The sequence below is a fragment of the Vibrio sp. McD22-P3 genome (assembly GCF_021568915.1).
Lineage (GTDB): Bacteria > Pseudomonadota > Gammaproteobacteria > Enterobacterales > Vibrionaceae > Vibrio > Vibrio mediterranei.
The window spans coordinates 196,836-216,931 of record NZ_JAKGTN010000007.1 but is presented as its reverse complement, the minus strand read 5'-3'; the positions used below and the strand labels follow the sequence as shown (position 1 = coordinate 216,931).

At 43.8% G+C, this 20,096-nt stretch carries 19 protein-coding genes; 8 read left to right on the top strand and 11 right to left on the bottom strand.

What is annotated here, in order from left to right:
* The 6 genes from L2W36_RS10650 to L2W36_RS10625 all read right to left on the bottom strand — a co-directional run bounded on the left by L2W36_RS10650 (position 1) and on the right by L2W36_RS10625 (position 5,331).
* Positions 1-861: a DMT family transporter gene (locus L2W36_RS10650; protein ID WP_107306644.1), complete on the bottom strand. Its 861-nt coding sequence runs from the start codon at positions 859-861 to the stop codon at positions 1-3.
* A gap of 11 nt (positions 862-872) precedes the next feature.
* The gene (locus L2W36_RS10645) at positions 873-1,865 is read right to left on the bottom strand and encodes a zinc-binding dehydrogenase (protein WP_236110008.1); all 993 of its coding nucleotides are present in this window, start codon (positions 1,863-1,865) and stop codon (positions 873-875) included.
* Positions 1,866-1,941: 76 nt separating this feature from the next.
* A complete protein-coding gene (locus L2W36_RS10640) occupies positions 1,942-2,922 on the bottom strand; it encodes a 2-dehydro-3-deoxygalactonokinase (RefSeq protein WP_236110007.1) in 981 nt (326 codons plus the stop codon).
* A 50-nt stretch (positions 2,923-2,972) separates the two neighbouring features.
* Positions 2,973-3,659 carry an RraA family protein gene (locus L2W36_RS10635; RefSeq protein ID WP_006070181.1) on the bottom strand — a complete coding sequence of 229 codons (687 nt, stop codon included), beginning with the start codon at positions 3,657-3,659 and terminating at the stop codon, positions 2,973-2,975.
* Between the two features lie 2 nt (positions 3,660-3,661).
* Complete coding sequence (locus tag L2W36_RS10630; RefSeq protein WP_062461899.1) at positions 3,662-4,315, bottom strand: bifunctional 4-hydroxy-2-oxoglutarate aldolase/2-dehydro-3-deoxy-phosphogluconate aldolase; 654 nt, start codon at positions 4,313-4,315, stop codon at positions 3,662-3,664.
* Between the two features lie 2 nt (positions 4,316-4,317).
* Positions 4,318-5,331 carry a C-terminal binding protein gene (locus L2W36_RS10625; protein ID WP_006070179.1) on the bottom strand — a complete coding sequence of 338 codons (1,014 nt, stop codon included), beginning with the start codon at positions 5,329-5,331 and terminating at the stop codon, positions 4,318-4,320.
* Positions 5,332-5,539: 208 nt separating this feature from the next.
* On the opposite strand from L2W36_RS10625, the gene L2W36_RS10620 reads away from it, so the two are divergent.
* The 4 genes from L2W36_RS10620 to L2W36_RS10605 all read left to right on the top strand — a co-directional run bounded on the left by L2W36_RS10620 (position 5,540) and on the right by L2W36_RS10605 (position 9,937).
* Complete coding sequence (locus L2W36_RS10620) at positions 5,540-6,022, top strand: TRAP transporter small permease (protein WP_231892996.1); 483 nt, start codon at positions 5,540-5,542, stop codon at positions 6,020-6,022.
* A gap of 1 nt (position 6,023) precedes the next feature.
* On the top strand, positions 6,024-7,310 hold the full coding sequence (locus tag L2W36_RS10615; RefSeq protein ID WP_062461902.1) for a TRAP transporter large permease: 1,287 nt from the start codon (positions 6,024-6,026) through the stop codon (positions 7,308-7,310).
* A 256-nt stretch (positions 7,311-7,566) separates the two neighbouring features.
* The gene (locus tag L2W36_RS10610) at positions 7,567-8,562 is read left to right on the top strand and encodes a TRAP transporter substrate-binding protein (RefSeq protein ID WP_006070176.1); all 996 of its coding nucleotides are present in this window, start codon (positions 7,567-7,569) and stop codon (positions 8,560-8,562) included.
* Between the two features lie 79 nt (positions 8,563-8,641).
* Entirely contained in the window at positions 8,642-9,937 is a 1,296-nt protein-coding gene (locus L2W36_RS10605; RefSeq protein WP_236110006.1) for a DUF362 domain-containing protein, read from the top strand.
* A gap of 43 nt (positions 9,938-9,980) precedes the next feature.
* On the opposite strand, the gene larB is transcribed toward L2W36_RS10605, so the two are convergent.
* From larB to L2W36_RS10590, 3 genes are read right to left on the bottom strand one after another with little or no spacing between them, the layout of a single operon-like run.
* Positions 9,981-10,643 (bottom strand): nickel pincer cofactor biosynthesis protein LarB, encoded by a 663-nt coding sequence (gene larB, locus L2W36_RS10600; RefSeq protein WP_236110005.1) that lies wholly within the window; start codon positions 10,641-10,643, stop codon positions 9,981-9,983.
* On the bottom strand, positions 10,631-11,452 hold the full coding sequence (gene larE / locus L2W36_RS10595; RefSeq protein ID WP_236110004.1) for an ATP-dependent sacrificial sulfur transferase LarE: 822 nt from the start codon (positions 11,450-11,452) through the stop codon (positions 10,631-10,633). The genes larB and larE overlap by 13 nt, the downstream gene beginning before the upstream one ends.
* Positions 11,427-12,656 carry a LarC family nickel insertion protein gene (locus tag L2W36_RS10590; protein ID WP_236110003.1) on the bottom strand — a complete coding sequence of 410 codons (1,230 nt, stop codon included), beginning with the start codon at positions 12,654-12,656 and terminating at the stop codon, positions 11,427-11,429. The genes larE and L2W36_RS10590 overlap by 26 nt, the downstream gene beginning before the upstream one ends.
* 275 nt (positions 12,657-12,931) lie before the next feature.
* Here L2W36_RS10590 and L2W36_RS10585 point away from each other — a divergent pair, with 275 nt between their 5' ends.
* Together L2W36_RS10585 and L2W36_RS10580 are read left to right on the top strand one after the other, a co-directional pair.
* Positions 12,932-13,513, top strand: coding sequence for a HupE/UreJ family protein (locus tag L2W36_RS10585; RefSeq protein WP_236110002.1), 582 nt, complete (start codon positions 12,932-12,934; stop codon positions 13,511-13,513).
* Between the two features lie 187 nt (positions 13,514-13,700).
* Positions 13,701-14,357, top strand: a complete 657-nt coding sequence (locus L2W36_RS10580; RefSeq protein ID WP_006070170.1) for a GntR family transcriptional regulator — start codon at positions 13,701-13,703, stop codon at positions 14,355-14,357.
* Between the two features lie 76 nt (positions 14,358-14,433).
* Here the strand turns inward: L2W36_RS10580 and L2W36_RS10575 are convergent, their stop codons facing one another.
* Both L2W36_RS10575 and L2W36_RS10570 read right to left on the bottom strand, forming a co-directional pair.
* Entirely contained in the window at positions 14,434-16,824 is a 2,391-nt protein-coding gene (locus L2W36_RS10575; RefSeq protein WP_236110001.1) for a hypothetical protein, read from the bottom strand.
* A complete protein-coding gene (locus tag L2W36_RS10570) occupies positions 16,802-17,428 on the bottom strand; it encodes a hypothetical protein (RefSeq protein WP_236110000.1) in 627 nt (208 codons plus the stop codon). The genes L2W36_RS10575 and L2W36_RS10570 overlap by 23 nt, the downstream gene beginning before the upstream one ends.
* A gap of 160 nt (positions 17,429-17,588) precedes the next feature.
* Here L2W36_RS10570 and L2W36_RS10565 point away from each other — a divergent pair, with 160 nt between their 5' ends.
* Both L2W36_RS10565 and L2W36_RS10560 read left to right on the top strand, forming a co-directional pair.
* Positions 17,589-18,194 carry a class I SAM-dependent methyltransferase gene (locus L2W36_RS10565; RefSeq protein ID WP_171393600.1) on the top strand — a complete coding sequence of 202 codons (606 nt, stop codon included), beginning with the start codon at positions 17,589-17,591 and terminating at the stop codon, positions 18,192-18,194.
* Positions 18,195-18,497: 303 nt separating this feature from the next.
* Complete coding sequence (locus L2W36_RS10560) at positions 18,498-20,078, top strand: BCCT family transporter (RefSeq protein ID WP_062461926.1); 1,581 nt, start codon at positions 18,498-18,500, stop codon at positions 20,076-20,078.
* Positions 20,079-20,096: the final 18 nt, after the last annotated feature.

The window sequence follows — 20,096 nt, the reverse complement described above, 5'->3', positions numbered from 1 at the left end:
CTACCTCCGCCTAGAAAGACGAATATAAAGATACAAGGACAATACGACTAATCCACTACCGAGTGATTTGTAGCCACTTAGTGATTCACCGAGTAAGGCTACGCTCATAATCAGTGTCCATATAGGCTCCAAGATCATAATTAGTGCTGCGACTTCAATATTGGCTGAGTGCTGACCTACAGTCTGAGTTAAGTATCTCAATGCAGTTGCGACAAAAGTCGCGATTGCGAACCAAACCCAAGTATTGCCAGAGTAAAGCAGGGAAGGCGCACCATGAATGAGATAAAGTAGCAAACCACTCATTCCTACCACCCACATTTGCAAACAAATAGAAGATAATGGGGATGCGGCGCTACTGGCGCGTTTGTTTAAGACAAAATGAACGGACAAAAGGCAGGAGGAAAGCAAAAAATACCCCTGACTGATATCAATCCTCCAACCATTTGTCAGGGTGAGAAAGACCATGCCTACTATAGCGATAGGCAAGGAAAGCCAGAATGCTCTGTTGGGACGTTGCCGGAACAATACCCAGCGAGTGAGCGGAGCAATAATCATCGCCAAGCTCATGATAAATGCTCCCTCGGAGAGACTTTTGGTGATGCTGACAGCGTAGACCCAAACGTGAATCGATAATGCTAGCAAGATACCGATGGCGCTCAGCTTCAGAGTCAATGTCATCGAGATATGTCTTAGTTCCTTCCAACAAAAAGGAAGCAATAGCCCGCTAGCAATAAGAAAACGCCCCCCGATAAAGGCGCTGCTAGCCATCTCTTGTAAAACATATTTTGACGCGACCCAGCCAACGGCAGCAAAAAGAGTAGCGATAAGTAGATACCATTCTCCCCTGACAGAACGCACCATAGCTTTTCTCCTTATTCAGCCTCTGGGAACATGACAACAATTTTGCCAACCGTCCTCTGCTTTCTCATTTCCATTAGCGCTTGAGCTGCTTGTTCAAGATCGATGGTTTGAATGTGAGGAGGTTTAATCGCGTTTTGATTGAGCAATAGGTTGAATGACTCTCCCGCCTTTAAAATTGAGTTCCGACCTTTGATGCCATTATTGTAGCCAGCGCCCAGACTCAGTTGATGAACTCCTATACCTCTTGCTTTGGCTTGTCGATATTGGTTTAGGTCTGCTGTTCCGACAAGCTCTACCATCTCGCCGTCAAATTCCAGTGCCTCCGCACAATAAAACTCAGATTCGCCACCCACACAATCAAGGGCGATATTAACGCCAGAACCATGAGTTATTGCCATGATTTCTTTAACCACATCTTGTGCTTGGTAATCGATGATATGAGTAGCGCCGAGGCTTCTAACGTAATCAATATTGCGACCAGAGCAGGTCGTGATAATTGTCTCAAGCCCAAAATGCTTGGCAATTTGAATAGCAAAGCTACCCACGCCACCAGAACCGCCGGCAATGAATATTGAGTTACGGTTTTTTATCTTCAGTTTGTCGAACAACGCTCGCCACGCGGTCCAACCTGCACAAGGTGTGGAGGCAGCCATTGCAATAGGAACATTCGGTAGTCGTGTTAATGTACGATGGTCTTGTAAGCAAAACTCGGCTAAGCCACCATGCTGGCTAAACATATTGCCGTGAAATAGCACTTTGTCCCCAGCTTTCCAGTTGTCGACTTGGTCGCCGATAGTGACGATTTCACCAACCACATCGAGGCCTACAACAAAATCGTCCTTCATGTCATTCACCAATGTGTGCCAGTTTATAATTTTGGTATCGACGGGATTTAAGCTGCAAGCAAGAACTTTTACCAAGACTTGATGAGTATTAGGAGTAGGAATAGACAAATCCTGAATCTGAAACTTATCGATGGAAGGCTGATAGGTCAGAGCTTTCATGTTGTGAGTCTCCAAAACAATAAAGGAGCTTTCGATTGGGGTCGAAAGCTCCAGAAAGGTCACTTGGGGTGAGTGACTAAATAAGGTTCGCCTTCTGGGCGACATAAATAGAGCCAATAGCTGACAAGTCATGAACATCTTCACAGCGAGTCACAGAGTTATCAGGGAATTGGTAATTAAGTAGCGTAGAGGTCGCTTCGCAGAGCAATCCTGAGCCACCAATGTACACTGGAGTTTCTGAGTTAAAGTGCAGTTGTGGAGCGGAGCTTAGAGCCTTTATGTCAGAATGCAGTATCACACCGATTAGGAAGCTGGCGAGCTGCTCATGCTGTTTGCCACCGAATTGTTCCTGAAGTCGAATCATAAACAGAGCGTGACCAAGACCATAACGGTCAGCCGATTGATAACCTTCTAATAGAGAGTCGTTGCACAACGTATCAGAAAAACGGTCTTCCAATGAGTTGGTAAGAATGGTGTGGTGCGTCACGATGGCATTTAATTCACCAGCAAGCGTGGTGCAGCACCCTCTAATTGTCTGCTTAGAATCAACCGCAACAAACTTTGAGTGTGAACCAGGGAGAGCAATTATGGCGTCCTGTTCAATGTTGAACAAATCAACAATCGCTAGTGCTTCAACTTCTTCACCTCGCATGATATCCAAACCAACAACAGACTGAAGGTTTTCAGTGTCGAGGTTTTTCACGCCTGGTATAAAGTGGATTGGCAAAGCTGAAACTTCTGGAATCACGACCGATTTGATGTTGTTGGCAAAGCTCTCGAGAGAAACTGGAGCGACAAGATGTGGAACCTCGTATAAACCTAAGTTAGAGGTAATCATCCCAGCAGCTAGTATGGCTTCAATATCCGAATCTTGCAGAGAGTGAGTCTTTTTCAGCTGACTAATAGCATTGGCAATAATACTAATCAATTGCTGATTATTGCCGTCGATACTGGTATTACGAACACCGATATTCGCCTTAACCAGATCAACGCGTTGTTTACCATCAAATAGCGCTACGCGAGTATTGGTAGTGCCAGTATCTATTGTAATGATCAATGGAATATCCCTCTGAAGAGACCCATTTTTCAATGGGCCTCTATCATTGTTTAGATGCGGCCAAACTTAGCTAGAAGCTGCTCTACTGTTGCACCGTTAAGAATCTCTTCACGCACTTTCTTTTCATTTTCAGCAAGCTGTTTAGCTGCTGGATAAACTTCTTCTACAAATTCGTAAGGAACTACGGTTACACCTAGCTCATCTGCAACCACTAGGTCACCAGGTTTAACAATTTGGCCACCAGCAACAACTGGTACGTTGATTTCGATTGGTTCAGTGCGGCCAGTCTCTGCGGAGTGTGCTGCGCGAGGCGATACAGAGCGAGATGCGATTGGGAAACCGAGCACTTTTGACTCATCAGTATCACGAACAGAACCGTCAACAACTGCACCGACAACACCTGCAGCGCGAGCTAGACCAGACATTAAGCCACCCCAGATTGAGGTATTTGGTGTGCCGTTTGCGTCTATAACAACCACATCGCCCGGTTTAGCAATGTCGAAGATTGGAAGACAATCAACGATGTCGCCTGGCTTAAGTTTTACAGTAAGTGCAGTACCAATAAATGGCTTGTTTGATGAACGGAATTTGATCTCGTGATCCATAACACCATCGCGTTTAAACGCATCACTAAAGACCGCACTTACGCTCAAAACATCAGTCATTTCTGCACATTTTGCGATGAGCTCTTCGTTTACTTCTGGACGAGGGTTAATGATTTTTTTTGCGTATTCCATTTTTACTTCCTAATAGATTCAATCGCTTGCTTAAAACGACAAGCATTTTGGTAGATTTTTTCAAATTCGTTGTTTGCAACGAGAGTGTTGTTGACCAAGTTAGAGCCAATACCAAACCCAACTGCGCCAGCTTTAGCGAAGTCAGGGATGTTGTCTGCATCAACACCACCTACAGCAATAAATTTAAGATCCGACAGAGGGGCACTTAATGCAGCTAGATACTCAGGACCTAACAAACCACCTGGAAACAGCTTGATAAAGTCAGCACCAGCTTCATTGGCTTGTACGGCTTCGGTTGGTGTCATCACGCCGGGCAAGGACACCATATCGCATTCGCGGGTTGCCTTAACGACGTCCGCATTAAAGTCCGGGGAAACAATAAATTGTCCACCCATGGCTTTGACAGCTTTGACTTGCTCCACCGTAGTGACGGTGCCTGCCCCGAAGATCAGTTTGTCTTGAAACTCGCTGGCGAGAATATCGAGTGCTGCCAACGTATTTTCGTCACCGTTTTTTCGGTCAAATGTCACTTCGACTAAACGAATTCCGCCGCTGTATAGTGCTTCCATCGTTGGGCGAACATTGTCCGGATCAAGGCCACGAACGATAGCGAACACCTGATGCTCTTCAATGGCGGCAATAGTTGTTTGTCTCATGATTACTGTTCCGAAATTGGAGTTTTGACACGCGCTACTGGATCTAGAGGCTCACCACCTAATAAGACGGCTTTCGCGTTTTCTGCGGCAATGCGACGACATTCTTGGAAAGCTTCTTGTGAAACATAAGCAACATGTGGTGTCACAATACAGTTGTCTAAACCAAAAATTGGGTTGTCATTAGGGTTCCAATTATCGAGTTTCGCAGGCTCTTCTTCTGGATCGTCAAGACCGGCAGACGCTATCCAACCTTCAACAAGTGCTTTGTAAAGTGCTTTGTTATCAACAACTTTCCCGCGAGCACCATTAACAAGTACGGCATTCGACTTCATTTGACGTAGACGATCTTCATTGATTAAGCGGTCGGTTTCTGGTGTATGTGGACACATCACATTAACGACGTCAGACGTACTGATCAGAGTATCAAGATCGACTTTCTCTACGCCAAAGGTGTTCATATAAGAACCTGATACATAAGGATCAAAAGAGATAACTTTGAAACCCAATGCAGTCATCTTTTTAGCGATGTTTTGGGCAATGCGACCAAAGCCAATCAAACCCCATGTAGAAGAGCGAAAACGTTTAGGAACTAAGCCGTCGATATCCCAGTGCCATTGGCCCTCATGGGTGAACTTGTTGTAGGCAGGAATGCGTCTAAACAGTGTCAAGCCTAGTGAAATTGAGTGATCAGCGACTTCATCAATACAGTAGTCTGGGACGTTAGATACTTTGATGCCGTGGTCATAACACGCTTCTACATCCAAAATATCCACGCCAATACCGTAACGGCAAATGATCTTACAGTTGTCTAGCTGCTCAATAGTGGTGCGAGGGATTTTGGCATATTGCTGCAAAATAGCGTCAGCGTCTTTAGCTAACTCACCAAGTCCAATACCGGTTTTACATTTTAGGCCGATAACTTCTGCGCCAATTGGTTCCAAAACACTGCGCTCAATCTCCAGATCTGGATAGTCATAGTCGGATACATAGACTTTGAATTTGGTCTCAGCAGTCATGTCACATCACCTCTTTGTTGTAATATTTGATATCTGAGATCTAACATATCAGTTGAATTTTAAGATCGGAATTCTGATGTTTTCAAACTGTGATCAATCACAAGAAACTCGATATTTGACGGTTTAATTGATGTTTTTGACTGTTTCTGGCGTTGTTTGAGGTCTATGATATCTGACATATCAGTAATCAGGTAACGATGAGACTAGTATGATGAAATGGTTAAATGACAATTTAGAAGCGGCCCTTGGCGGGTTACTTCTCGCGGGAATTGTAATATTGATTACAGTCCAAGTAGTGATGCGGTATGTATTTCAAAATGCATTGTCTTGGTCTGAAGAGCTCACCTTATGGACGTTTATTTGGTTTATTTGGATTGGTATCGCCTATGCTTTTAAAGAAAGAAAGCATGTAAAAGTTACGTTTTTCCAAGACCTACTTCCGGCGAAGGCAAAACGAGTACTAGAAATTTTGATTGATGTTGCCATTGTTGCTTTCTTATTAACAATGGCATACCAGTCTTACAAACTTATTACTCTTCCCTATGTTCTATCGCAAAAGTCAGTGGTACTTAACCTTCCAATTGCCATTATGTATGCATCCGCTCCGGTAGGTTCGCTGCTATCCGTATTTAGAATTATTCAGTTTTACGTTGTAAAACCAACACAAACATCATCGCCAGTAGAGGTATAAAATGTCTGGAATTATACTATTTTGCGCTTTGGGCCTCTTATTAATCCTAGGTATGCCCATTGCAATGAGTTTAGGAATGAGCTCTCTGTTCGTGATGAGCTTTGTTGACGGCACGCCGCCATTAAGTTTGATGGCTCGCTCAATTGTGACAGGGGCTGATTCGTTCCCACTTATTGCTGTACCGCTGTTTGTTTTGGCTGGTGATTTGATGCAAAAAGGTGGTCTGTCTGCACGTATTATCGGTTTTGCATATTCTCTTGTTGGGCATATTCGAGCCTCTCTTTGTTACGTAAACGTGATTGCTTCCATGTTTTTCGCGGCTATTTCTGGTTCAGCGCCAGCAACGGTGGCAGCAATCGGCTCTAATATTATTCCTTCAATGACTCAGCAAGGTTATAAAAAAGATTTCTCATCAGCATTAACGGCATCTGCTGGCATGATTGGGGTTATGATTCCGCCAAGTATTCCATTTATTATTTATGGTGTATCTGCAGAAGTCTCTATTGGTAAGTTATTCCTAGCTGGTATTATTCCAGGCGTTTTATTCGGACTTACCTTTATGGCAATGAGCCGAGTAGTTGTTCGCAATCAGCCTATTATGGATGTGGAACCTACGCCATTTTCATGGGCTGGAGTTGGTGCACAGTTTAAAGAATCAATTTGGGCTTTAATTGTTCCAGGTATTATTCTTGGTGGTATTTATGGTGGTGTATTTACACCAACTGAAGCAGGGGCGGTTGCGGTTGTTTATGCAGTAATTTGTGGTCTATTTATATATAAAGAAATCTCATTCTCCGACTTGCCAAAAATATTCGCTCGTTCGACTCTAACATCAGCAACAATTCTAGTTCTTGTAGTATTTGCAGCAGCATTTGGTCGCTTGGTTACGTTTGAACAAATACCATCTGTGGTTGCTAGTACTCTGGTAGGATTGTCTGATAATCCAGTAGTCTTATTGCTATTAATTAATGGTATGTTGTTGATAATTGGTATGTTTATGGAGACCATTTCGGCGATTATCATACTTACCCCGATTCTATTACCTGTAGTCAAACAGATAGGCGTTGATCCTATTGTATTTGGTGTAATATTAACGGTTAACTTGGCAATTGGTTTCTGTACCCCTCCGTTGGGAGTTAATATATTTGTTGCAAGCCAAGTTTCTAATGTAAGTATAGAGAAAATATCAAGAGCATTAATTCCATTCTTATTGTCGATGTTAGTATTATTATTGGCAGTTACATTTATACCAGAACTGTCACTATTCCTTACAGAATTAATTGGATAGTACTAATACTTTAGAGTAGTAAATAGGAGCCTTAGTTCATACTAAGGCTTTTTTTATTTCTAGTATTAATAAAAAGCGTTATATATTCGTGACCATTCTCACAGCAATAATTAGATTAGTCGGTAATAATTAACATCTAGCATCTGATATGTCAGATGTTAGATGGAATAAAGAATACTTATATTGTTGCTGCACGCTATGTAGCGGCCTTTAACGATGAACCAGAGTCACCCTGCAAACGAGAAACGAGGGCACAATGAAAAAACTAATTATGGCTACCGCGGTATCTATGCTCGCACTATCAACTTCTGTAATGTCAGCAACGACAATCCGAATTGGACATGGTGCTAATGAAAACTATCACTTACATAGAGCTCTAGAAAAATTCAAAGAAGACGTTGAGACGAAATCAGAGGGTAAGTTCGAAGTCCAAATTTTTGCCAACTCTCAAATGGGTCCTGACCGTGAGATGATTGAAGGTGTTCAATCTGGCATGCTTCAAATGGCGGTATCTCCTTCTTCTTTTTATTCATCTTGGGATCCATCCTTTGACGTAGTAGAACTTCCATTTATCTACCCAAGCAAGCAGGCGGCACTAGATACGGTGCATAGCCCAGCTGGCGACCAGTTACTAACAAAACTTAACAACATGAACCTTCAAGGTATCGGCTGGTTAGAGAATGGTGTTCGTCACGTTACAAATAACAGCCGTCCAGTAGAAACACCTGAAGATCTAAAAGGTCTGAAAATTAGAACAATGAAGGTTCCTGCGCATGTTAAGACATTTAACTCGCTAAACGCTTCAGCGACACCAATGAACTTTGGTGAGGTATACTCTGGACTTCAACAAGGAGTGATTGATGGTCAAGAGAACCCAATCGCGCATATCTACGCGCAGCGTTTCTATGAAGTACAGGATTATGTAAGCCTGACAAGTCACGTAGTTACCTTCTACATCCCTGTAATGAATCTAGAGTTTTGGCACGGCCTATCTGCAGAAGACCAAGAATTAATCAAGGGCTCTATGCGTGACGCAGAAATTTATCAACAGGAACTAGTGTCTGCGGAAGAAGGTCAACAGATTGAAGAGTTTAAGAAGCAGGGTACACAAGTGAACGCCCTGAGTGAAGAACAACTTCAACTATTTATTGATGCGACTGAGCCAGTACGTCAAGAGTATAAAGAAAAACTAGGTGCTGACGTCTATGACGCATGGATGGCAACTATTCAAGAAGTGACATCTAAAAGCTAAGTAGTCACAAATTCTACATCCACTGTTTGGGAGGGCAATGCCCTCTCTTTTCGTTTTCATTCTTGGTGAGAAGTAAGTCATGTTTGATAGAGAAATAAAGTTTACGTTAGATGGTGGCTTTGAGTGCGAGCTGCCTAAAATGGTGAAGGTGCGTCAGCACTTTAGCCGAAACAAGCTGGAAGATATTCCTCAGCGTATAAACCAAGAATTAGCACGTTACCCTAACCCAGAACGTTTGCAGGGACAACGCTTGGCCATTACGGTTGGTAGTCGTGGGATCTCTGGGCTAATACCAGTGCTCCAACAAACGATACAGTTTTTAAAGCGCCATGGTGCTATCCCTTTTATTGTTCCTTCTATGGGTAGTCATGGTTCGGCGAATGCTGAAGGGCAAACCAAGATACTGGCAACTTACGGCATTACAGAAAGCTCGATGGAGGTACCTATCGTTTCCTCCATGGATGTTATTGAAGTTGCTCAAATGTCTGATGGAGTCTCGCTCTACTTAGATAGAGTGGCGATGGAAGCGGACGGCATTATTCTCTGTAACAAAATTAAGCCTCATGCTGATTTCAAAGGCCAGGTCGAAAGCGGTTTATTGAAAATGCTGTGTATTGGGTTAGGGAATCACGTTGGTGCTTCATCACTTCACCGGTATGGATTCCACAATTTTCATCGAGTAATTCCTGAAGCAGGAGGTCGTTTGCTGGAACAAATCAACGTGCCTTTCGCTATTGGCTTAGTAGAGAATGCTTATGATGAGTTAATGGATATTGAGGTGGTAGAACAAGCCGATATCTTATCGCTCGAACCGAAGTACTTGGAAAAAGCCAAACAGAATATTGCTGCGATTAAGATACCGGATATCGACGTACTGATTATTCAAGAAATCGGCAAGAACATCAGCGGTGAAGGGATGGATCCGAACGTGACAGGGCGTCCGGGATCCGGTGTCAGTGGCTTTACTGGGCCTAATATTTCAAGCACTGTAGTGCTTTCTCTTACAGAAGCAACTCATGGTAATGGCGTTGGGATTGGTATGGCTGACATTACTACTCGTCAATTGGTGCAAAACCTAGACTTCTCGGCGATGTACACTAATGCGGCGACAGCGGGTACGTTAGCGACTGCAAAGATCCCTATGGTTATGGGGAATGACCGAGAAGCGATTGTATTTGCGCTGAAAACAGGACCGATCCATGATATTCAGAATGCGAAAATCGTGTGGATAAAAAACACGCTTGAACTCGACAATATTTATGTATCAGCAGGGCTGAAAGATGTCGTCGAGTCGCTAGAGGGCGTAGATTGTATTTCGGAATCGATAGCGTTTGAGTTTGATGAATCAGGCAGTTTATTGCCTTGGATTGAATAGCAATCGTTACAAAGGGCTCATCTGAGCCCTTTTTCTTTTGTGATCAATTATGCTGGAAACTGTTTAGTAGCTTGATCGCTGCGCAGGCAGCACCAAATCCATTATCAATATTCATGGTCATGACGCCTGCAGCACAGCTTCCTAAGCAAGAGTGTAGGGCGAGCTCACCACCATTTGACACGCCGTAGCCAACAGAAGTAGGCACCGCAATAATAGGTCTAGGTGTTAGACCTGCTAAAACCGTTGGCAGTGCCGCTTCCATACCCGCGACTGCTATTATGATCTTGGCCTTGTTAATGTCTTCCAGTGCGTTTGTTAAGCGCCACAACGCAGAAACTCCAACATCTTCATACAGTGAAGCACTCACGCCATGATAGTTTAACGTCCGTAAGATTTCATGACAGATGTTAGTATCCGAAGACCCTCCTGACACGATAGCAATAGGGCTTTCTTGTTGTGTAAGGTCTGGTATTGTTCCCAAAATAGCGGTTTCAGAAACAGAGCAATAAGATAGCTTCGGATGAAAGGTGGGACTTAAAGATTGCCACTTTTCTAGTGATAAGCGAGTGAACAACATTCGCGCATCTCGTTCTAGAGCCATTTGAATAATCTGTTCTATTTGAAGCGGGCTCTTACTAGAGCATAAGATAGCTTCTTCAACACCACAGCGTTGCTTGCGTTCAAAATCGATTATTATGCCTGACATTCTTTCTCTCCAATAAACGCACTGCCTCGCTGGTAGGGCATAAACTGAATGGGAACGGAAGCCTCAAACTTTCTGGCTATGACCGTTATTTGCTGTGTTAGTACTTTAATCTCAGATTCACTTAGGGCTGTTATGGTTTGAGTATCAAGCTCTATGCTTAAACGCTGCTTTTGAACACGACAACGAAGCGTATTACTTTCTACTTTGGTTCGTAAGTATTGTTCGACCGAATTGACTAAATTTAAGTTACTTTCATTGATGTAAATACCGGTTTCTATCCTGCTGGCTAAGCAAGGAGAAGCGGGCAACTTAGACAGCTTAGGTAGTCCTAATTGATTAGCAATATCACGGATATCTTGCTTATTGATTGAAGCATCGACAAAAGGATGCACCACTCGGTGTTCCTTTGCAGCGATTAAGCCAGGTCGGTAATCATCTAAATCGTCTAAGTTTGTGCCTGATACCACTTGTCCAAATGATAAGATTCCGAGTGTCGTGTAGAGGCATGATTTACAGTAGTAGCAGCGATTGACAGGGTTGGATTGGTAGTTTGGAGTATCTATCTCGCCGCTTTCCACAAACATCATATTCCATCCGTACCTAGTAGCAAAGTCCTCAATCCGCTGGGTGTCTTGTGGCGGGACAGCGGGAGAGATGGAGTGAACCATTTTTGCGTTGGCACCCAACACTCGGTGAGCAACAAAGGCGAGTGTCATGCTGTCTACACCGCCACTTACCGCAACAGTGACCTTACCAAGTTGTTGGAGCTGATTTTCTAGTCTCTCAATCTTGTTGTTTATTGAATTCATGGGTCGCTAGCTTCTCTGTAAGTGATTTGATTTCAATCTGACGGCTCAGGTTCATGCGGGGCTGCTCTAATTGACTCGATTCTATTTTACTGGTCAAGGTACCATCAGGTCGCTCTGCAGTTTTTACGTCATATTGACTACCATCGATTGTGACTTGATGATGGTGGCGAGATAAAATCATTCGTTGGCAGATCCAGTAACGTACGCCAAGAGTTGAGGTATGATTGAAGATAAACTCAATCATAGGGTTCTGAACTGTTAACTGAGTGAGCACCGTTATGGTATTAATATGGCGATTTTTCTTACCATGCGCCACGGTCTCTGTCACCTCAAGTACGCCGTGTTGAGCGCGAATTTTCTCCCTAGCGATGGCGAGTAACTCTCCAGTCATATCATCAATATCAAATTGAATGACACAGATTTCTTCATGGTTGTTGTGAAATCCTTCCTTTGTTGTTAGCAAGGTGGTTCGCAGAAGGTTTGCTCTTCCATCTAGTTTGCGTTTGCCAAAACCGTAACCTATGTCAAAGACTTGCCCCTTAGCTACGTTATGTGAAGGCTTGAGCCATGCAAGGATGGCAGCGCCAGTTGGTGTCACGCGCTCTCCTTTGATACCGTCATCTATCATCTGAAAGCCCTTTAGCAACGATAAGGTCGCCGGAGCAGGAACAGGGATATCGCCGTGAGCACATGTTACAGTGCCTCCGCCCCATGGAATATCTGAGCACGACCATGATGTGGCTTTTGAGTGTTCAATCAGCCAACTAGCAGATAGGATATCGATAATACAATCCCACGCTCCTACCTCATGAAAGTGGACATCCTCGACACTTTTACCATGGATTTTCGCCTCTGCTTCCGCTAGAAGTCCAAAGATACCAAGCGCGTTTTCTTTAATCGGTTCATCTAACGGCAACTCAGAAATTAGCTGTCGTATATGTTTCCAACTTCTATGCTCGTGATGGTGATGGTGATGGTGATGGTGATGGTCACTCGCTGCGCCATGCTGACTTTCAACATAGAAGCGTTTACCGGTTAAGCCCTTATCTACAGCACTCTCAGTCCAATAATTAACTTGCGCGGTCTCTTTCACCGTCTCAAGAGCAGCTAGCAGCGGTAACTCCAAGTCTGGTAATGCATCAAGCATGGATGCTGTAAACATGTCACCAGCAATTCCACCGACAAGATCCAAATGAATATGCATTTTCGTACTCCGAGTCGTCATTATCTGCCACGTTTATAAAATGGTAGTGATTTTTCTTTAATGTGATATGTCAGATACTTTAAGTTCAAAATTGATAGTTATCTAGTTTGTCATGCTACGTTTAATGATGTTTTTCTCTAAATGTGATCGATGCCATTAAAAGAAAATATTTATAAAAAATAACCATTGGTATCTGATATGTTAGTTGTCGTAATTTGGTTGCAATAAGACGTTGCCGTCATTTGAACTCTCTAATAAACAAAAAGGCTAGGTTTATGAAAAACGCGTGGATGCTATTGGCTTTACTCTTTCCTTCTTTGGCAAGTGCCCATCCCGGTCACTCTGAAGTAGGATTTCTATCGGGTATGCTGCACCCACTTTCCGGTGTTGACCATGTTGCAGCTATGATGGGTATTGGTTTAGCCTGCAGTTTGTACTTTGGCCGTGACAAATCAATGAAATGGGTCTCACTTAGCGTGCTCGCATTAAGTTTGGTTTTCGGTGCCGGAATAGCAGTGACGGGTTTTCATATCCCGATGTTTGAGAGTTTGATCGCCTTATCGGTGGTCTTAGTAGGAGTGGTGTTGACGTTTGGTGTTTCGGGTCGACAGTTGAGTCGATGGTTAGTCTATATGTTAGCCTCTTTTGCCTGTTTTCATGGCTACGTGCATTTATTCGAAATGCCAACAAATGCCGCCGTTATGTTATACACACTCGGTTTTGTCACTGCTAGTGCCGCGCTGTACTTTATGGGTTTCATTTTGGGTGCTCAATTCGAAAGCCCGGAATCGAAGAAAAAAGCGTTTCTATACTCCGGTAGTATGTACCTAGCGATGACGGCAATGTTTCTAGTTTAAATTTCGAGGTCTTTAACCAAATGCGATTTAACGCACTGAAACAACGAGTGATATAGCTAAATTAAATAAATATAATATGTGTTATTAACATGCATGAGTAAGCCGGTCTCGCCACTTATTAGTTGCTGTCAACAATAAGATATTGGGGTAGACTAACGTCAGTAGAATTAATCATGAGGTAACGAGATTGAAAGTCATCACTCGCCCTAAAAGTTTAACAGAAAATGTTGCTGAGAATTTACGCTATTCAATTGTGAGTGGTGAATTGAAGCTAGGTCAACCACTCTCAGAAGCGTCACTGTCAGAAACGTTTGGAGTCAGTAAAACGCCCGTAAGAGAAGCACTGTTTATTCTTAAGCAAGAAGGGTTGATCGATATCATTCCTCAGAAAGGTAGCTTTGTTTTTCAACCAGATGAAAAGTCTATTGTTGAACTATGTAATTTTCGAAGCTATTTAGAGCCAATCGCAATTGAAGAATCAATGCGAAATGACTCTCAAGCATTTTTGGAAAGCCTAGAAATTAGCATCGTTAAAATGGAACACAAATTTAAGAACAAAGACTTCAAAGCGTTCTTATTGTTAGACGGTGAGTTCCATGAATCCTTTTTCAAACACTGCAACAACTCGTTACTGCAGAAGAGCTACCAGTTAGTTCAGTTCCACATTGGGGCCATTCGTAGTCACCTAACCAGTACGGAAGATGCTTATGCTGAGATCCTCGATGATCATCGTCGTATTTACCAAATGCTTAGCGATGGTGAGATTGAAGAAGCTAAGTCTATGTTGAGAAAGCACGTGCTAGATATTAAGTCACTGATTGACGCTTGTGTGTTAGGCAAATAAGTCTCACGGTATTCTAAATGAGGTCATTTATGTTTAGCGGCATAGGTGGCCTTTTTTATTAACGGTATGTCTAAAATTACGGTTTAAGGTAGTTCAACCTACTCACTTCAAATGCCACACTCTCAGCGCCACTATTTTGCAATACGACAGAAATGACGCCGCTGGGTTTATCTCGCCATATTGGTTTACCGTCGACGTATTTGACCCATTGTCGATTGAGTTGTTGCAATGGGACATAAATGGCGATGCTATCACCGATTTGATAGGCGTAAGAAGAGGCAGAGACGGTTTGTTGGAAGCCAATTTGGTCTATGAGCCCGATATGCAGCGCCTCGAGTTGAGGGGAAGTAAGCCGCTTTAGAACAAGCTCAATGGCTGCAGGAATACCCGAACTTAGCTGCTCAAGTGCAATGCTCTGTTCCGGTGCTTGCTGCCAAGTTTGCCATCTGTTGAGTGAAACCTGTTCATTGAAGGCTTGCTGGTGGAAGTTAAGAGGGACGTTCCAGTTCGTTACCAGTGAGTCGTGAATAGTACCATTGAGGACCAGCGTTACAGACACCTCGCCATTTTCAGCCCAAGTTGGCAGCATTTGTCCATTCCAATGAATAGTAAAGGCATCACCAACGCCTTTTTCAAGCCATGTGTTGGTGTCTTGTTGAATAACGACTTCCCAGCGAGTCCAGTGTGCTAACTGAGCTTTGATTTCGAGCTGACGATTTGCCATTAGTTTGGCGTGAAACTGCTTAACTTGAGGCGTTTTTTCATTACGATGCGCGTTGATGAGTTGTTGATAGTCAGCCAATGCGGGCTTAGGTTGGTAGCTGGCTTTAAGAAGTCCAAAGCTTTGTTCTGCTTCGGCAAACCAACCTTGCTGCTCGGGTTCATCAGTAAGAGAGAACCAATTAAGGGCAAACAGACCAAGACTACGAAGCATCGGCAGATAAAATGCCAGCTTTTCAATCTCCACCGCTTGCTGCTGCTCCCATGCTGGTTGAGATGCGATTGATAAATACGCCAGCATCCACGGTTTGTTGAAGCGTTTTTTTAACCTATCGCCTAGTCGTAAAGCTCGAACCCAAGCGGACCAATCTGGCGCGGCGTGAGCCCGCTCAGTATAACTAGAGAGCATTAGCATACTTGCCACAAAATCACTTGCTTCAATGGCTTGCTCAGCGCTTGCGTAACTCGGTGTGCCACCGGGTTTATCCCAATCACCCAGCCCCAATCCTACTTTAACTTGCGGCGCCCCTTTTCGTATTAGTTGGATCACCTCCAGCATTAATGGATCCCACTCGTCCCAAGATTCAATACCCTGTTTATTAAACTCAGGCTCCAAAATCAGGTAGGCTTGAGGAAGGTCTCGCAACAACGGAATCAGCTGGTTTTTGATCTGTTCGAGATAACGTTGACGATTGGCAGTGACGTAGTCAGGGCTGATTTTGTCACCAAAAAACCAGTAATTAATCATAGGAATATAACCATGCAAATGAGCGCCGCGAAGTAAATCTGTGCGCAGCCAGTTCCAATCGCTGTCCTGAGTGATCCACAAACTGACGCTGTTTACCCGTAAATCATTATTGGTAAGCGTGTGCCAGATTGGCGCGAAGTTGTTACCACTACCTACAGGGTTATCTAACAGCAACCTTGCGCCGACTCCCCATAAAAATGGTGTTGTTGATACTGTCGTTTGTTGTGCGAGAGGCAACATGAAGGTCATGGCGTTGATGCGCTGTTGCCAACTTCTCGCTAACAGGCTGTTGCGGCTGCCCCAACTAGAGTTCAATTTACCCTGTATGTCATTGATAGCTCGTTGGGCTAGCGGTAAACGGTTGGCGCGAATGGCTGCGAAAGCCGCCCCAAACAATGCCTGAATGTACCAATCTGCATCGGCATTCTGAGTATCTTCTGCAATGGAAAGGTAAAGTTGCAGTGCCGTTTGGGGTTGTTGAGCTAGCTCTAACAAACTGTATGCGGTCAGAAGTTGTCCGCGAATCGCCAACGGCGCTTGCGGATGTGTGGCATATAGCCTGGCGCTAGTGTTTTGAAGTTGCTGAATATGATTTAGGTCGCGTAGCTTAACTAGAGTGAAGAAGTCGCCAAGTAACGGATCATTTTGATAGGCTCGCAATAGTGCAAATGCCGCCCTTGCTTCTAATTGGTGCACGCTAAAAGGCTTACTGGCTAAATATTCGCGATACAAGGTCATCGCTGTTGTCCAGTTGTTTTCTGCTTCTGCAATACGCGCTGCCAAGAATAGTGCTTCTCCTGAATAAGGCTGTGGCAACTGGTTCAACTTTGACTTGGCTTGTGTGACTTGTCCAACTTGAACCAGCTGAATTCCTTGACCGACGATTGCTTGGGAAGCGTTCACGGCTTGGCTACTACCCATGGTGAGTAATAAGGTAAGCAATAACGTAAGTAACCACGGTTGCCATGACGCCAAGTTAGCGTTCCGAGTTAAAGTCATTAGACGGCTCGGCTTCATTGGATGGGCCAACATCAATGGTCTCAAAGTAGTCTAGATTACTGCGAACCATTTCGATGTGAGCAGTTTGTTCTGGAGTCATCGCGCTGCTATCTAGACCATCAAGGCTTTGCTTCATGCTTAATACGATCACTTGTAGGCGAGCGGCACTATCACTGACATTTTCTGCAATGTCGCTGAGTTCATCACCGCTCCGAGTCTTCACTTCTGTCGTTAGCCTACCTAAGGAGATGTCGACCAGAGCTTGTCGAATCCGCTCTACTGGACCATAAAGACGGTAGCTGAGCCAGCATCCCGCCCACGTTGCCAGTGCTAATTGAAGTAACAGTAATAAAATCAGCCAATTACTCATGGCTTGGTACATTGAAGGCATGGAGTTAGCTACCGCTGCAAACTCTTCGGGAAGCAACTGAAACGAGAGCTGTTCAGCGAGCACATCGAGCGTTTGAGAGTAAAAGAAATAGAACTGAGCAGCGTTAATCGCGGCACTGAGTACGGCGATGAACAGCACTCGCCAAATCAGTCGCCGAGATAATCCCACCTTAAAACTGTGCGTGATGGATGTTAGGCGCAAGAATTGCTGCATGTTCACTCTCCCTCGGATTTTGTCATTAAGAGTCTAGGATGGGCTTAAAGGTATTTCTGCAAAATTCGTTGGCGGTCACTCTAAAGAAAGCGTTAAACATCAATATGTTTTATAGTGAGATAGCAATAGTACTCAGGGAAATAGACAAGTTGGGAACAAGATGACGCCAGAACAAATAGGGAAAGCTTACGATCAGATTACTCACCTGTGGTTGAGTGAAGAGTTTAATCTCGATAATGGCATCGAAGCTCATAAACGAGCGATTGAGTTTATTTCGTCTAGAGGTAAGGCGCTCGATATCGGTTGTGGGTGTACCGGACGATTTATCAATCTGTTGCAACAAGTAGGGTTTCAACCTGAGGGGATGGATATCTCGAGTAAAATGATTCAGCTTGCTCGCGAACGTTATCCAGATATTCCCTTTTATCATCAAGACATCTGTAACGCTGATCTACCAAGTAACTATGATTTTATCACTGCATGGGACAGTATTTGGCATATTCCTCTAGAACAGCAAGTTACTGTTATAACGAAGATTATTGCTAGTCTAAATCCGGGCGGTGTGTTTATTTTTTCTTTTGGAGGCACACAAGAAGCAGGGCAGCATACCGATGATTTCATGGGGCCAGAAGTGTATTACTCTTCTCTTGGGACTAATGGCTTTTTAGAGCTTTTCATTAAACTTGGCTGCACAATTCGTCATTTGGAGTTCGACCAACACCCAGAGCTTCACACCTACCTTATTGCTGAAAAGCTGACCAAATAGCCCTCGTTACTTCTGGCATACGCTAATGCTGTTATTCGCTGCTCTCACTAATACAGATTGGTTGGATAAAGCACGTCTAATGTTAATTGGTTTGTATTCTAATGATTAGAGTTCATTGCTTTTTATGGCTGGTTCTAAGCGTTTTCTAATTTTTACTATGAAAAATTGAGCTATTTGAATCATTTTTGTGCGTGTGATAGCATTTTGCCCGAAATAAATTGTTAGAGTTCTAATTAAATGGAGGGCGTTTTCTAGTTTTTTCCTTCTCGAGGAAAGCAATTTGGACACGTAGTAGTAGTATTTATGGACAATGCATTAAAGAAGTACAGTATCGAAACCACTGACTATCAAGTAGGTCAGGACAACATTCAAAAGTGGGGTTTCGATATACACAACCCCGTATTCGGAACAAGCGCAGCGCTTGTTATTCTCAGCCTAATTTCCCTTCTTATCGTCGAGCCAGCAACCGCACTCAACGCTCTCAATGGTCTTAAAAATGGCATCATTAATGACTTTGATGTCTTCTTCATGTGGGCAACCAATTTTTTCCTATTCTTTGCCGTCGCGTTATTGATTTCTCCTCTTGGGAAAATTCGTATCGGTGGTAAAAATGCAACAACTGACCATTCAACCATTTCATGGTTGGCGATGCTGTTTGCGGCTGGTATGGGTATCGGCTTACTATTTTGGGGAGTGGCGGAGCCAACGGCTTATTTTACTGACTGGTGGGGAACACCACTCAATGTAGAGCCCAATACGGAAGCAGCTAAATCACTTGCTATGGGGGCAACGCTGTTTCACTGGGGCATCCATGGTTGGGGTATTTACGCTATTGTGGCGTTATCACTCGCGTTTTTCACCTACAACAAGGGGTTGCCTCTATCTATTCGCTCAGCATTCTATCCAGTATTCGGTGACCGAGCTTGGGGTTGGCTAGGCCACGTGATTGATATCATGGCGGTGTTGGCGACTTTGTTTGGTCTAGCGACATCACTGGGTTTAGGTGCTCAACAAGCGACAAGTGGCATCAACTATGTATTTGGTCTAGACGGTGGCATTGGTATGCAACTGGCGGTGATTGCGTTTGTTACCTTAATCGCGGTTATGTCAGTGGTGCGTGGTATTGATGGTGGAGTAAAGGTTCTTAGTAACATCAATATGGTTGTGGCCTTCTTATTGCTGATTTTTGTCACGGCTGTGAGTCTGGATGTCGCTCTGCCGTCAATCTGGAATACAACGCTTGGTTACGTAGAAAATATCATTGCGCTCAGTAGTCCTCATGGCCGTGAAGACACTGTCTGGATGCATGGTTGGACGGTATTCTATTGGGCGTGGTGGATTTCTTGGTCTCCATTCGTTGGGATGTTCATTGCTCGAGTCTCGAAAGGACGTACGGTACGAGAGTTCTTGTTAGCGGTTATCTTTATTCCAACTGCAGTGACGTTAATATGGATGTCAGTATTTGGCGGGATCGCTATAGATCAAGTGGCAAATCATGTAGGTGAGTTGGGGGCGAATGGTTTAACCGACATTTCACTAACGCTATTTCACGTATACGATGCTTTACCATTTGGCTCTATTTTGTCCGTGATCTCCATTGTTCTTATTTTGATTTTCTTTATAACGTCTTCGGATTCTGGCTCGTTGGTTATCGATAGCATCACTGCTGGCGGCAAGATTGATGCGCCAGTACCTCAGAGGATATTTTGGGCGTGTATTGAAGGGGCAATTGCCGCAGTAATGTTATGGATTGGCGGTAAAGAGGCGCTTCAAGCATTGCAGTCTGGCGTAGTGGCAACGGCTCTGCCGTTTACTTTTGTTCTGCTATTGATGTGTTTTAGCCTGATAAAAGGTTTGAGGACGGAACAAGCACTTTATTCGTAAAATTGCTTAGCTGAAGAA